Origin of the sequence: Reyranella soli (genome assembly GCF_007992495.1) — a bacterium.
In the GTDB taxonomy this organism is placed as follows: Bacteria; Pseudomonadota; Alphaproteobacteria; order Reyranellales; family Reyranellaceae; genus Reyranella; species Reyranella soli.
On the sequence record NZ_BKAJ01000084.1, the window covers coordinates 1 to 14,486 of the forward strand.

13 protein-coding genes are annotated in these 14,486 nt (G+C 65.6%); 11 read left to right on the forward strand and 2 right to left on the reverse strand.

The genetic code is table 11. The features are described from left to right. The first annotated feature begins 20 nt into the window (after nt 1-20). The 3 genes from RSO01_RS24040 (at nt 21) to RSO01_RS24050 (ending at nt 3,119) form a co-directional block, all read left to right on the forward strand. On the forward strand, nt 21-956 hold the full coding sequence (locus RSO01_RS24040) for an alpha-E domain-containing protein (protein ID WP_246158734.1): 936 nt from the start codon (nt 21-23) through the stop codon (nt 954-956). Nucleotides 957-964: 8 nt separating this feature from the next. Further along, entirely contained in the window at nt 965-1,786 is an 822-nt protein-coding gene (locus tag RSO01_RS24045; protein WP_147152153.1) for a transglutaminase family protein, read from the forward strand. Nucleotides 1,787-1,916: 130 nt separating this feature from the next. Beyond that, nucleotides 1,917-3,119: a pyridoxal phosphate-dependent aminotransferase gene (locus tag RSO01_RS24050; RefSeq protein WP_147152155.1), complete on the forward strand. Its 1,203-nt coding sequence runs from the start codon at nt 1,917-1,919 to the stop codon at nt 3,117-3,119. Nucleotides 3,120-3,155: 36 nt separating this feature from the next. On the opposite strand, the gene RSO01_RS24055 is transcribed toward RSO01_RS24050, so the two are convergent. Continuing rightward, nucleotides 3,156-3,518, reverse strand: coding sequence for a hypothetical protein (locus RSO01_RS24055; RefSeq protein WP_147152157.1), 363 nt, complete (start codon nt 3,516-3,518; stop codon nt 3,156-3,158). 616 nt (nt 3,519-4,134) lie between these two features. Continuing rightward, nucleotides 4,135-7,446 carry a PAS domain-containing sensor histidine kinase gene (locus RSO01_RS24060; protein ID WP_170303312.1) on the reverse strand — a complete coding sequence of 1,104 codons (3,312 nt, stop codon included), beginning with the start codon at nt 7,444-7,446 and terminating at the stop codon, nt 4,135-4,137. Between the two features lie 401 nt (nt 7,447-7,847). On the opposite strand from RSO01_RS24060, the gene RSO01_RS24065 reads away from it, so the two are divergent. From RSO01_RS24065 to RSO01_RS24095, 8 genes are all read left to right on the forward strand, one after another. Further along, complete coding sequence (locus RSO01_RS24065; protein WP_147152162.1) at nt 7,848-9,923, forward strand: elongation factor G; 2,076 nt, start codon at nt 7,848-7,850, stop codon at nt 9,921-9,923. Nucleotides 9,924-10,030: 107 nt separating this feature from the next. Next, nucleotides 10,031-10,153 carry a hypothetical protein gene (locus RSO01_RS49525; RefSeq protein WP_281291497.1) on the forward strand — a complete coding sequence of 41 codons (123 nt, stop codon included), beginning with the start codon at nt 10,031-10,033 and terminating at the stop codon, nt 10,151-10,153. A gap of 42 nt (nt 10,154-10,195) precedes the next feature. Continuing rightward, nucleotides 10,196-10,465 carry a hypothetical protein gene (locus tag RSO01_RS24070; RefSeq protein ID WP_147152164.1) on the forward strand — a complete coding sequence of 90 codons (270 nt, stop codon included), beginning with the start codon at nt 10,196-10,198 and terminating at the stop codon, nt 10,463-10,465. 171 nt (nt 10,466-10,636) lie between these two features. Further along, the gene (locus RSO01_RS24075; protein WP_147152166.1) at nt 10,637-11,095 is read left to right on the forward strand and encodes a hypothetical protein; all 459 of its coding nucleotides are present in this window, start codon (nt 10,637-10,639) and stop codon (nt 11,093-11,095) included. 16 nt (nt 11,096-11,111) lie between these two features. Beyond that, nucleotides 11,112-11,624: an Mpo1 family 2-hydroxy fatty acid dioxygenase gene (locus RSO01_RS24080; RefSeq protein WP_147152167.1), complete on the forward strand. Its 513-nt coding sequence runs from the start codon at nt 11,112-11,114 to the stop codon at nt 11,622-11,624. Between the two features lie 67 nt (nt 11,625-11,691). After that, nucleotides 11,692-12,648 (forward strand): protein-methionine-sulfoxide reductase catalytic subunit MsrP, encoded by a 957-nt coding sequence (gene msrP, locus RSO01_RS24085; protein ID WP_147152170.1) that lies wholly within the window; start codon nt 11,692-11,694, stop codon nt 12,646-12,648. Nucleotides 12,649-12,728: 80 nt separating this feature from the next. Next, entirely contained in the window at nt 12,729-13,706 is a 978-nt protein-coding gene (locus RSO01_RS24090) for a Bug family tripartite tricarboxylate transporter substrate binding protein (protein WP_170303313.1), read from the forward strand. 18 nt (nt 13,707-13,724) lie between these two features. Then, nucleotides 13,725-14,486: an enoyl-CoA hydratase/isomerase family protein gene (locus tag RSO01_RS24095; RefSeq protein ID WP_147152173.1), complete on the forward strand. Its 762-nt coding sequence runs from the start codon at nt 13,725-13,727 to the stop codon at nt 14,484-14,486.

Sequence of the window (14,486 nt, forward strand, 5' to 3'; positions counted from 1 at the left end):
TATGAGCGCGCGAGCGACCCATGCTGAGCAGCACCGCCAAGAACATCTACTGGATGGGCCGCTACCTGCAGCGCGCCAAGTCGACGGCGCGGCTGATCGAGGCGACGCAGCGCATGGCCCTGCAGTCGCGCGGCGAGGAAGCGGCCGGCGTGGCGCTGATCTTCGGCATGGAGGACGAGTTCCGCCAGCGCCAGCAGCAGTCGAGCGGCCGGCTGCCGAACCTCATCGACTTCCTGGTGATCGACGAGAACAATCCCTCCTCGCTGGTGAGCTCGATCGGCGCGGCGCGGCGCAACGCCCGCGAGGAGCGCAACAACATCACGGTTGACGTCTGGGAGAGCCTGAACGGCCTGTGGCTGGAGCTGAGCGAGCGCCTGCGTGGCAACCGCGCCCTGCTCGACCGCGGCGCCCTGATCGAATCGGTGAAGAAGCAGGCGGTGATGATCTTTGGCGCGGCGCAAGTGACGCTGCTGCGCGACGAGGCCTACAACTTCCTGCAGCTCGGCGCCTTCCTCGAACGCGCCGACAACACCGCCCGCATCCTCGACGTGAAGTTCCATGTGCTGCGGCCGGACGGCAGCCCGCACGCGCAGGAGCTCGACTATTTCGCCTGGTCCGAGGTCCTGGCCTGCATCGGCGCGGTGCGCACCTACCGGCGCATCTATCGCAGCGCGCTCGATCCCATGAAGGTCGCCGAGCTGATGATGCTGCGCCGCGACGTGCCGCGCTCGGTGCATCACTGCCTTTGGATGGTGGATCAGAGCATGCGCGAGCTCGCCGAGGCTTACGGCACGCGCGGCGAGGCCGACCGCCTGGCCGGCGAGCTGCATGCGCGCCTGCGCTATGCCCGCATCGACCAGGTATTCGACGCCGGCCTCAAGAAGTTCCTGGGTGGCGTGCGCGGCGACATCGCCACCCTGTCCGAAGAAATCGGCCGCCAGTTCCTGCTGGACTGACACCAACCATGCGCCTCTCCGTCCACCACGCCACGCACTTCGAATTCGACCAGCCCTCGGGTCATTCGATCCACGACGTGCGGCTGACGCCCAAGCCCGCAAGCGGCCAGCGCCTGATCTCCTGGCGCATCGACGGGCCGGGCAAGCGCTCGGAATGGCTCGACGGCCACGGCAACCAGGTCACGACCTTCTCGGTGGCGCATCAGCACGACCAGGTCGAGATCGTGGTCCAAGGCATCTACGAATATATCGGCGGCGACCAGTGGCTGCGCTACGCTGAGACGCCGACCCTGCCCGCGCCGTTCTGGCTGCGCAACACGGGCCTGGCGCGCCACGATGCGAGCTTCGATCCGCTGGTCGACGGCCTCGCCGAAAGGGCCAGTGCCGCCACCAAGCGCGTCGAAGTCCTGCACGAGCTCATGAAGCGCGTCTGCCAACGCATCGTCTACAAGACCGGCGTCTCGACCGTGGACACGACCGCCGTCGAGGCGCTGGCGCGCGGCGCCGGCGTGGCGCAGGACCAGGCGCACGTCTTCATCGCCGCCTGCCGACGGCTGGGCGTGCCGGCGCGCTACGTCAGCGGCTACCTGCGCAACGACGATCCGGAGCTGCATGTCGGCCGCACCAGTCACTCCTGGGCCGAGGCGTGGGTGCCGGGCCTGGAATGGGTGGGCTTCGACCCGGCCAACGACATGAGCCCGCGCGGCGACAGCCTCAGGGTCGCGGTCGGCCTCGACTATCGTGACGCAGCCCCGGTGAGCGGCCGGCGTGTAGGGTTCGGCGATGCCAAGATGACCGTCGAGGCAGCGATCAGGCTCATCGACCCTTAACGCCGCTACGGGACGAACCTACGAGAAATAGCCCTCGCAATGCTGCTCTGTCGCGGCGTTGCCTTGCGAAAGCAGCATGGCGCCAGTACTTTCCGCCCGCTTTTCATGCCTGAAAGGAGGCGCCGCCGTCATGGCTTTCATTGCCGACCGTCTGAGCCGTATCAAGCCCTCTCCCACGAACGCCGCGCAGGGCAAGTTCCTGGAGATGAAAGCGGCGGGCAAAGACGTCATCGGCCTGGCCGCCGGCGAGCCCGACTTCCCGACGCCCGACCACATCAAGGAAGCGGCGATCAAGGCGATCCACTCGAACGACACCAAGTACACCGCCGTGCCCGGCACCCCGGTGCTGCGCCAGGCGATCTGCGCCAAGATGAAGCGCGACCACGGACTCCACTACAAGCCGTCGCAGACCGTCGTCACCTCGGGCGGCAAGCAGATCATCTTCAACGCCATGCTCGCCACCCTGAACCCCGGCGACGAGGTCATCATCCCCGCGCCCTACTGGGTGTCGTACCCGGAGATGGTGCTGTTCGGCGACGGCACGCCCGTCATCGTCCAATGCCCGGAGTCGTCGGGCTTCAAGCTGCGCCCCGAGGACCTCGAGCGCGCCATCACGCCCAAGACCAAGTGGCTGATCCTGAACTCGCCCAGCAACCCGACCGGTGCGGCCTACACCCGCGCCGACCTGCGCGCGCTGTGCGACGTGCTGCTGCGTCATCCGCAGGTCCATGTCCTGACCGACGACATGTACGAGAAGCTGGTCTACGACGACTTCGTGTTCGCCACGCCGGCCGAGGTCGAGCCCAAGCTCTATGACCGCACGCTCACCATGAACGGCGTGTCGAAAGCCTACAACATGACGGGCTGGCGCATCGGCTACGCCGCCGGTCCGCAGAAGCTGATCGACGCCATGATCACCGTGCAGTCGCAGAGCACGTCGAACGCCAGCTCGATCAGCCAGGCGGCCTCGGTGGCGGCGCTGAACGGCCCGACCGACTTCATCCCGAAGAACGTCGCCGTCTTCAAGCAGCGCCGCGACCTGATCGTCTCGATGCTGAACCAGGCCAAGGGCCTGAAGTGCCCGCGGCCCGAGGGCGCGTTCTACGTCTATCCGTCGTGCGCCGGCGCGATCGGCAAGAAGACGCCGGACGGCAAGGTGATCGAGAGCGACACCGACTTCGTGAACTACCTGCTCGAATCCGAGGGCCTCTCGGTCGTGCAGGGCTCGGCCTTCGGCCAGGGCCCGGCTTTCCGCATCTCCTACGCCACGGCGACCGACCTGCTGGAAGAGGCCGGCCGTCGCATCCAGCGGGCCTGCGGGGCGCTGTCGTAAGGTCAACGAAGATCAGCGGAGACCATGTGTCTCCGCTCAATCTTCATCAATCTGGTTCGACGGATAGAAGTCTGCGACAAACAGCAGAGCGTCCTTTTCGGCTCTGTTCAGCTTGTCGAATCGTAGTCTCATCTTGCGATCGAGGCCGAGCAATACGTTATGGACGTCGACAGGTAGTGGCGCTATCGAATCAATAGTGCATCGGACCATGGGGTCGTCAGACAAAGTGTGCCCTGCTGAGTCGAATGTCACATGATCTTGCGTCGTGACTCGGCGCGCTTCGATCCTGTCATTGCCAACCGTTTCGACAAGACAAATGAGACTCGCCTGATTTGGGCAGATCGCGTGGAAGATATCTCCTGGGAGAAGTCGGCTCAGCTTTTCTCTTAGATCGCCCACACCCGCTCTCCTACCTTGGCTGCAAGCTGAAGGGCCTCAGAATTCCGGGATTCTCGGAACTTGGCTCGTTCTCAGCACCCAGCCGCTTCACAGCACACTTGTGCCACAGTATGTCGCCTTCGACCTTGTAGGCACCTGTCATTCCCGACGGTCGGCCGCCCTTGCACCCAACGCATTTCAGATCACCGGCAGCAACGGGCTCAACGTCCTGTGGCGGCAGCCCGCCTGCCATGCCAGCCAGCCCACTACCCAGGAATGCCAACTTGCTTGCGGAATAGGGCCCGAACGTTGGCCAAGGCCGCACCCAACCCTGGGGAGCAGCAAAGCTCTGGTCCGTCGAGGAAGCGATATCCATCGAGCTTTGTAGAGTCGAACCATCTGGTTCGACGCGGAAGCCTGGAACCTCCTCTATGGGCTCTTTCACATTAAAACCGGGTACGAAGTTGGTGTCTCGAACGTTGAACATATGCGGTTCCCTCACGATGACACCGAACTATACTATAGTTATATATTATGGTACTATAGTTATTTTCTGTCATTCATCAATTTGTGAATTGGGTACGCAGAGCTGGCTGCCCAACAATTCACGCGGCGGTGCCGTTGAATGCACGAAAGATCAGTGAAACCGGCTAGGTTTCATCATCGCTGCCGGCAGCAGGATCTCGAGGCAGGCTCCACCCTCGGCCCGATTGGTGGCCGAAATCGAGCCGTCCATCTCCTCAACGATGCGGCGGCAGATGCGCAGGCCAAGGCCTGTGCCTTTGCCGCGCGCTTTGGTGGTGACGAAGGCGACGAACAGGCGCGGCAGCACGTCGGGTGCAATGCCCGGGCCTGAATCCTCGACGGCGATGCGCACCTGCGGGCGACCGTCGCGCACGACCGTGCTGGCGGCCACGGAAATGGTGCGGCCGCCGGCATCGCGGGCATTGTTGATGAGATTGACCAGGACCTGCTCGAGCCGGCCGACATGGCCCCTGACGGCCGGCAGATCGTCGGGCAGCGCCGCCGACAACGTCACCTGATACTGCCGCAGGCCATGGCTCGTGAGATCGACGGCGCCGCGCACCGCATCGGCGATGCGGAACGGCACGGGATCGTCGCCAGCACCGGTGCCGCGCACGAAGGCCCTGAGGTCGCCGACGATGCGCGTGGCGCGCTCGACTTGATGGGAGATGCGCTCGAGCTTGGCGGCCATGAACTGCGGATCGACGGCGGCCCCGCGTCCGGTGGATTCCGACAGCTCGTCCCTCGCCGTGTGGCAGGCGAGATCGATCACCTGCAGCGGCTGGCTGAGCTCGTGCGCCACCGTGGCCGCCATTTCGCCGACGGTGGTGAGCCGCTCGGCAGCAAACAGGGCCTGCTCGGTGTCGCGCCGCTCGGTGTCGTCGACGCCGAGGAAGACGATCTGGCGCATCGCGCCTGACGAGTCGAGGATCGGGCTTGCCGTCAGGTTGAAGAGACGATGCCGGCCCGCCGCATCGACGAGCGAGCGGGTGTATTTCACCGGGCCTAGCTGCTCGCCGGCCAGCCATTGCCGGTACACCTCCATCTCGAGCGCGGTGCCGACGGTCTCGATGACCGGCCGGCCCAGCAGGTATTCCGCGGTCACGCCGTGGATGTTGAGGACCTCGCGGTTGACCACGATCACCCTGAGATCGCGGTCGGTCAGCATCACCCCGGCGCCGATCGATTCGACGATCGAACGCAGGTTGCCCATCTCCGCGGCAAGCCGGCGCTCCAGCCGGACGCGATCCTCGATATCGCGCACGATGGCGATGATGAGCGACTTGCCGTCTTCCCCCCAGACCTTGCGGCAGTTTGCCTCGACGTTCCTGCGCTCGCCGCCGGCCGTGACGACGCGATAGTGCAACTGCACGAGCCGCGGCTGGCGGCCCGAGAGGCTCGCCCGGATGGTCGTGCGCACACGCTCCCTGTCCTCCCCGGCGATATGGTCGAATGCGTCAACACCGACCATCTGCAAGCCCCACCGATCCGTCGCGGCGGCATTGACGAAGACGATACGGTTGCTGTGGGGATCGGCCTTGATCACCACGTCGCTCATTGAATCGAGCAGCGCCTGGTACTCGGCGCGGGCGTGCTCGATTTCGGCCATCTGCCGTTCCAGCCGTGCCGCTAGCTCGACGCGCTCGGTGACATCGCGCATCACGCCGACCGCCTCCACCATCTGCCCGGGGCCGCCCGGTGGCCGGCGATAACGGCACTCCATGTGCCGGAGCGACCCGTCGGCCCGCTTCACGCGCAAATTGATCTGACGCACCGCTTCGTCCGTCGATCGCAGATGGGCGCGCGCGGCCGCTCTGACCCGCTCCAGATCCTCGTCCTGCAGGAAATCGGCAAAGCGCCTGCCGACCACGTCCGCCGCCGGCAGCTCCAGCAGATCGATGGCCGCGGCGCTGGCGAAGGTGAAGAAGCCCTTTGAATCGAGCGCGTAGACCATGTCGGAAAGCGAATCGACCAGCGACTGGTATTCGGCGCGGGCGCGCTCGACCTCGAGCTCCTTGTTCTTGAGATCGGTGACATCGACCCGCAGTCCCACCGTGCCACCGCTGCTCGTGCCCTTCTCCAGCCACTCGACCCAGCGGCCGCCCGGCGCCGACCGCAGGTGCCGCACGCCCTTGGAGCGGAAGCGCGCGATCCACTCCTTGGCGCCTTCGACCCGCGGCCTTCCCTCGGCGTCGGCCTTGCGTTCGGTTTCGTGCGCCAGCTGGCTATAGGTCTTGCCGATGGAGCCGGCCTCGGCGATGTGGGGTGCGATGGACGCCGCGGCCTTATTGAACATCACCAGCCGCTCGTCCTTGTCGTAGACCACGACGCCCGCCGGCAGCGCATCGATCGTCTCCTGGAGCAGGTCGCGCGCACGCTCGATCTCGATCTCGTGCTGCTTGAGATCGGTGATGTCGACCCTGAGGCCGACCGTCCTGCCGGACGGCGTCGCCTTCTCCGACCATTCGAACCAGCGGCTGCCGACCGCCTGACGCATGATCCGCCTGCCCCTGCTGCGGAAACGGGCGATCCACTCTTCGGCCGTGTGGGCGAGCGGCGCGCCGAATTCCGACGAGAGCTTGGCAGTTTCCCGCGCCAGTTCCTCGTAGCTGATGCCGATGATGCCCGGCCGTTTCAGCACCGGCGTCGACGTCACGGCGGCGGCATTGAACATCACCAGCCGTTCGTTCTGGTCGTAGACCACGACGCCCGCCGGCAGGCTGTCGATCGTCTCCTGCAGGAGATCGCGCGCGTCTTCGGCCGCCTGCCACTGCCGCTGGTGCTCCATCGAGGCGCGGCCGACCAGCAGGATCAAGACGAGGCCGGCGGCGACGAAGCCCACCGTGCTGAGCGTCAGCACCAGGAGCGCCCAGCTGTAGTCGTCGACCAGGCTGCCAATCAAGGTATCGACGTTGCGCGCGTCAGCCGCACTCGCCGCGTTGAACTGCCCGAGCAGGACGATCGCCCTGCCAAGCGTCGCCTGGTCGAGCAAGCGGTTCGGCGGGCCGAACGCCTTGACCTCGCTCGCGAGCAGGTCGCGCATCGCGGTGGCTTCGGCGCAGATCGCAGGCCGGCGCGCTATTTCGGACGGCGCGCCGCATGCCTCCGACAAGGCAGCCTCGAACCGCGTCCACGCCTTGCGCAAGGCGACTTCGGCGTCGGCTGGCTGAAGCTGGCCGTAGGTCATGAGATGCACGGAGTGCATCAACTGCCGCGTACTCTGGTCGAGCGCCAGCAGATCGGCCGTCCTGTGTCGAGTGTAGCCCGCCTCGGTGGCCTGCAGCGAAAGCGCGATGCTGGCCATGGATATCGCGCCGCACAGCAAACCGACGGCGCCGGCCGCCGTGGCCCACACGACACCGCGTGTGCCGAGCGCGAGCCTGGCCTGGTCAGGAAAAGAACGTATGAGGTCGAGAAGCTGCATGACTTTCGGCCGGGCGACTATTGCCGGACCGCGCAGCCGGACCGCTGACACTATAGAAGCCCCCTGCTCCAAACAAACTGTGGTGCACCGCAGCGATCGGGGCATCTCTTTATGATTCCGTAATGGATGCATCTCCATTGCGGTGAAAATAGAGGGCGATACAACCCTGGAATGGTTCGTATCTGCAGGAGTTAACTGACCTGACATCGCGCACGGCAATCTTCGATAGTTCCGCTGTGACGACCGTCGGCGCACATGCTTCTCCACATCGACGGATTGACTCCCCCAAGCCGGAGTGAAACGATTTCCAGGACAAGGCTTCGCTCCGGACGTGTTCGGCAGCGACCCACCGTCCGGAGCTTCTTTGGCGCAAGCGAACGCGCAAGAAGGAGGACGTTGTCATGAACGACATCAAATCCGAGACCATCACTGGAGGCAGACCAGGCAGCGGCGCGCACCGCGTGGTGGCGCTGTGCGGGCCGTATCTCTCGGGCAAGACCAGCCTGCTCGAGAGCATCCTCTACGCCACGGGGGCCATCGGCCGGCGCGGTTCGACGCGCGCAGGCACCTCGATCGGCGACGGCGCCGCCGAAGCGCGCAAGCGCGGCATGGGCACCGAGATCAACGTTGCCTCGGTCGACTACCTCGGCGATCAATGGACCTTCCTCGACGTTCCGGGCTCGATCGAATTCCAGAACGACACTTTCGCGGCGCTCGCCGTATGCGACGCGGCCGTGCTGGTCTGTGAGCCCTCGCCCGAGCGCGTCGTGTCGCTGACACCGCTTCTGAAGTTCATCGAAGACCACCACATCCCCCACATCATCTTCATCAACAAGATCGATTCTGCCGAAGTCCGCGTGCGCGACATGCTGTCGGCGCTGCAATCCATCTCGTCGCGCAAGCTCTTGTTGCGCCAGGTGCCGATACGCCATACCGCCGCCGACGGCAGCGACGAAACGGTGGGCTATGTCGACCTCGTGAGCGAACGCGCCTACCGCTACAAGTCGAGCGGCGCCTCCGACCTGATCGAGATGCCGGCCGAGATCCTGCCGCGCGAGGGTGAAGCGCGTCGGGAGATGCTGGAGACGCTGTCGGAGTTCGACGACCAGCTGCTCGAGCAGCTGATCGAGGACATCGCGCCCGAGAAGTCGCTGATCTACCGCGACCTGCACGACGAATTCGGCGCCGATCAGATCGCGCCCGTGCTGCTGGGCGCCGGCGATCGCGAGAACGGCGTGCGCCGCCTGCTCAAGGCGCTGCGCCATGACACGCCGTTCGTCGCCGAGACCTCCAAGCGGCGCTCGCTGCCGTCCAACGGCGTCGCCATGGCCGAGTGCTTCAAGGTCCTGCACCAGAGCCATGCCGGCAAGCTGTCGCTCTGCCGCGTCTGGTCGGGCAGCCTGGTCGAGGGCCAGAGCGTCGGCGGCCAGCGCATCGGTACGCTGCTCAGGCCGTTCGGCCAGCGCCTCGACAAGATCAACGAGGCCAAGGCCGGTGAGATCGTGGCACTGGCCAAGGTCGATGCGCTGTCGGGCGGCCAGTCGCTGTCGGCCGCGGGCATCGCCGCGACCGAGGACTTCCCCAAGGCCGATTCGCCGGTGTTCGCCCTGTCGCTGCGCGCCAAGAACCGCAACGACGAGGTCAAGCTCTCCGGCGCGCTGCACAAGATCGTCGAGGAGGACCCGTCGCTTTCCTTCGAGGCGCGCGCCGAGACCCACGAGCTGCTGATCAGGGGCCAGGGCGAGATGCATCTCAAGGTCGCGGTCGACAAGCTCGCCGGCCGCTACAACGTCGCGGTCGACACCGAGGCGCCGCGCGTCGCCTACCGTGAGACCATCCAGGGCGGCAGCACGCAGCATGCCCGCTACAAGCGGCAGACCGGCGGTCACGGCCAGTTCGCCGACATCAAGGTCGAGATCAAGCCGCTGGCGCGCGGCTCGGGCTTCCGCTTCGTCGACAAGGTCGTGGGTGGCGTGGTGCCGCGCAACTTCATACCGGCCGTTGAGGAAGGCCTGATCGACTATCTCAAGGAAGGCCCGCTCGGCCAGCCGGTGGTCGATCTCGAGGTCACGCTGTTCGACGGCCAGTACCACTCCGTCGACAGCTCGGAAATGTCGTTCAAGATGGCCGCGCGCATCGCCATGAGCGAGGCCATGCCCAAGTGCAAGCCGGTGCTGCTGGAGCCCATCCTCAAGGTGACCGTGGCGGCGCCCAACGATGCCACGCCGCGCATCCAGCGCCTGATCTCCGGCCGCCGCGGCCAGCTCCTGGGCTACGACGCCCGCGACGGCTGGAGCGGCTGGGACGAGGTCTCCGCCCTGATGCCCGAGGCCGAGATCGCCGACATGATCGTCGAGATCCGCTCCGTCACGCAGGGTGTGGGCACCTTCCGCACCGAGTTCGACCATCTACAGGAGCTGGTCGGACGCACCGCCGAGCGCATCGTCGAGGAGACCAAGAAGCGCGCGGCTGCATAGGCTCTGACCATCTCACAAGGCAGTGAAGCCGCCTTCGGGCGGCTTCACTCGTTTGGGGATCGCACGCATATATGTCCGGTGGAATGGTTCCACAGGAGATGGATCTCATGTTCAACAGAAGGTCCGTGATGGTGGGCGGCCTGGCGATGGCCACCGCACCGTCACTGGCCCGCATCGCGCAAGCCCAGTCTGGGAAGCCGATGCTGGTGTTCGTCGGTCACGAACTTTGAGGCGGCTGCAAGATCTGGCGTGCCCAGTCTGAACCCGACTTCGTGCAGTCGGATGCAGCCAAGAAGCTCGACTATCGTGTCGTTCATCCCGCCAACCAGACGCTGGTGCTGAAGGAAGAGAACTGGCCCGCCGACTCGCTGTGGGTCCGCACCGCCTTCCTCGATAGCGACGAGGGCAAGTCGCGCCCCGACGCGACGCCACGCTTCATCCTCGCCCAGGACGGCAAGGTCATTCTTGCCGCCACCGGCAATGCCGGCTGGAAGGACGAGATGTGGCCCAAGATCCTGGAAGTGACGGATACGAAGGCCTAGTCGGCGAATGCAGCGAACACACCGCACGTCGATTCCCCCTCACCTAGCCTCTCCCCCCTGGCGGGGGAGAGGAGCGTGAGGGGTGGTAAGGCAGGCGTCGTCGGCTTTTCCTCCCTGGACGCTTGGATCATATTGCCCCCGTGGAGCGTTTCCACGGGGAGATGAAGTCGTATGGTCCTGAGACGTTTCTTGGTGGCGGCGCTCGCGATGGCCGCCGCGATGCTGTGCGTACCCGTTGTCGAGGCGCAAACGCCTGCCGCCGCCACCCCGGGCTCGGGCTCTCGCCCGGCGCTGGTCCTCGTCTGTCACGACCAGTCGGAAGCGTGCAAGACATGGCGCAGCCAGTGGCAGCCGCTGTTCGCCGGCTCCCCCGCCTACAAGATGATCGATATCCGGACCATCAATGCACCCACGGCCAAAGCGATGATGCAGCCCGCCGCCTGGCCGGCCGACCTGCGCTGGCTGCTCGATACTTTCCTGATGAGCCAGCAGGGCGCGTGGGAGGAATATGAGACGCCGCGCTTCTTCCTGCTGCAGAATGGTTCGGTCACGGCCAGCACCGCCGGGAATAACGGCTGGCGCGAGTTCATGTGGCCGACGATCCTCGACGTGACGAACACCAAACCCTAGCCAAAGGGAGGCTGCCATGGCCAACGAGCTGTTCCGCAGTCAACTCGCATCCTACGCGTCGGTGCATCGCGACTGGCGCAACAAGGCGACCCACTTCGTGGGCATCCCGATCATCGTCTTCTCGCTGCTGCTGCTCCTGTCGCTGTGGCGCTTCGAGGTCGGCGACCGGCAGTGGACGCTGTCGCTCGCCATCACCATTGTCGCGGTGCTGGGCTGGATGGCGCTCGATCTCGGTATCGGCATCGTCATGGGCCTGATCATGGCGGTCGCCTGGTACGCCGCCGAAGCCTTGGCCGGCGCGTTGGGCTCGGCGCAGGCGGTGTGGATCGCCTTCATCGCCCTGTTCGTCGGCGGCTGGGTTCTGCAGTTCCTCGGCCATCACTACGAGGGCAAGCGGCCAGCGCTGCTCGACAACATCTTCCAGGCCTTCATCGGGCCGATGTTCCTGGTCGCCGAGGCCATGGTGGTGATGGGCCAGCGCCGCGATCTCGCCGAAGTCATGGGCGAAAGCGACGTCACGGCACGGTGAGCAGGGTTGATTTGCCCCCGCGCCGCTGCGAGGCCAGATAAATGCAGGGCGTAACGGAGTTCTCCTCATGTTGATCAAGCGCAAGCGCGGCTGGGAATTGGGCGAAAACCGGGCAACGCCGGAATCTGTCTTTTTGCAGCGCCGGTCCCTGGTGAAGGCCATGGGCCTCGGTGCGGCGGCGCTCGCCCTGCCCGCCGTCGCCTCGGCCCAGGACAAGGACCCGTCGGCGGCGCTCTACCCGGCCAAGCGCAACGATAAGTACGGCGTGCCGACGCCGATGACCGCCGAGAAGCTGGCCACGACCTACAACAACTTCTACGAATTCGGCACCGACAAGAGCATCTGGCGCGACGCCCAGAAGCTCGAGGTCCGCCCCTGGACCATCAAGGTGTCGGGCATGGTCGAGAAGCCGTTCGAGATCGGCATCGACGACCTTCTGGCCAAGGTCCAGCTCGAGGAGCGCGTCTACCGTCATCGCTGCGTCGAGACATGGTCGATGATCGTGCCGTGGAGCGGCTTCCCGATGCGCTCGCTGGTCGAGCTGTGCAAGCCGACGAGCGGCGCCAAGTTCGTCGTCATGAAGACGCTGAGCAATCCAAAAGTAATGCCCGAGCAGCGCGACCCGCTCTATCCCTGGCCCTACACCGAGGGCTTGGCGATGGACGAGGCGATGAACGACCTCACCTTCATTGCCACGGGGCTCTACGGCAAGCCGATCCACAAGCAGAACGGCGCCCCGCTCCGGCTCGTCGCGCCGTGGAAGTACGGCTTCAAGAACGTGAAGTCGATCGTCTCCGTTGAATTCAGTGACAAGCGACCAGCCACGTTCTGGGAGAAGCTGCAGTCGAGCGAGTACGGCTTCTGGGCCAACGTGAACCCGCAGGTGCCACATCCGCGCTGGAGCCAGGCCACCGAGAAGCCGCTGGGCAGCAGCGACCGCATTCCGACTCTCCTCTACAACGGCTACGGCGAGTTCGTCGCTGGGCTGTACGCCGACCGCAAAGCGGAAAAGCTCTTCATGTGAAGTAGCTGCCTGCCTTTGCCTCGCCGCGCCAGCCCGCGCTAAAACGGGTGTCGGCCCGCGAGGCCAAGGGAGGTTTTTTAGTGAAGTTGTACCGCCGCTCCGTGCTTGCCGGCGCTGCCGCCCTGTCGGCATCGCCGCTTCTGGGCAGCCGGGGGGCATTCGCACAGGCGTACCCCAACAAGCCGATCAAGATCGTCGTGCCCTTCGCGGCCGGCAGCGCCACCGACCTGACGGCGCGCGGGCTGGCTGCCAAGCTGCAGGACATCCTGAAGCAGCCGATCGTCGTCGACGACAAGCCGGGCGCCTCGGGCCAGCTCGGCGCCTCGGCCGTCGCGACCGCGGCGCCCGACGGCTACACCCTGCTGATGGGCACCAACTCGACCAACGCGGCCAACCAGGCGTTGTTCAAGAAGCTCTCCTACGACCCCGACAAGGATTTCGTGCCGATCATGCGCTGCGTGACCGGCGTCAACGTGCTGGTGGTCAACAACGACCTGCCGATCAAGTCGGTCGCCGAGCTGATCGACTACGCCAAGAAGAACCCCGGCAAGCTGAACTACGCCGAGGCCAGCGCCTCGCAGCGGCTGTCGGCCGAGATGTTCAACAAGATGGCCGGCGTGAAGATCGAGCGCGTGCCCTACAAGGCAAGCCCGCAGGCGCTGGGCGACGTCATCTCCGGCCAGTGCCAGCTGATGTTCCCCGACCTGCCTCAGGGCCTGGCCCAGATCGATGCCGGCAAGGTGCGCGGGCTCGCCACCACCGGCCCGCAACGGACAACCGTGGCCCCCAACCTGCCAGCCATCGCCGAGACCGTGCCGGGCTATTCGCTGGTCTACTGGCTGGCAGTGTTCGCGCCGGCCGGCACGCCCAAGGACATCCAGAAGACGCTGGCCGACGCCATCGCCGAGGCGATGAAGGACCCGGCCACGGGCAAGGCCATGACGCAGGGCCGCATGGAGATCTCGCCATTGCCGCTCGAGCAGTTCGCCGACTACGTCAAGGAACAGACCACGTGGTGGACGACCGAGATCAAGGCGGCAGGCATTGAACCAGAATAAAGGGGCCGGAGTGAAACAATGAACAAGGTCATCATCGAAAAGAACGGACCGATCAAGACCATCTGGATGAACCGTCCGGAGAAGCGCAACGCGCTCGACAGCGAGCTGCTGCGCGAGATGATCGAGGCGTTGGGCGCCCCGGTAGCGCCCGAGGACCGCGTCATGGTGATCCGCGGCAAGGGCGACGTGTTCTGCGCCGGCCTCGACATGGCCGAGCGCAGCAAGTCGGCCGGCGACGGCAAGGCGAGTGGCATCGAAGTGATGCTGCGCGCCATCGAACTCTGTCCGCTGCCCGTCGTGGCCGTGGTGCAGGGCGACGCCATCGCCGGCGGCAATGAGCTCGCGCTGCATTGCGACATCGTGGTGGCGAGCCAGAAGGCGCGCTTCGGCATGTCGCTGGCCCAGGTCGGCCTGGCGCCCAACTGGTTCCTGGCCAAGAAGCTGATGGAAGTGCTGGGGCCGGTGACGACGCGCGAGATGCTGCTGCTGGGCGATCCTCTGCCCTCGACCAAGCTCCATGCGCTCGGCCTGATCGCCCGTTGCGTGCCGGCGGACCAGCTCGAAGCGGAGGCCACAAAGGTGATCGATCGCCTGGCGGCCAACGCCCCGTTGTCGCTCAAGGCGATGAAGGCGCTGACCGTGCGCCAGCTCGAAATCCGCGACGGCATCAAGCACGACGACGTCGATGCGCTGGTCGTGGCGGCGATGCAGAGCCAGGACGCGCAGGAGGGCATGAAGGCCCGCCTGGAGAAGCGCACTGCCAAGTTCCAGGGCAAGTGA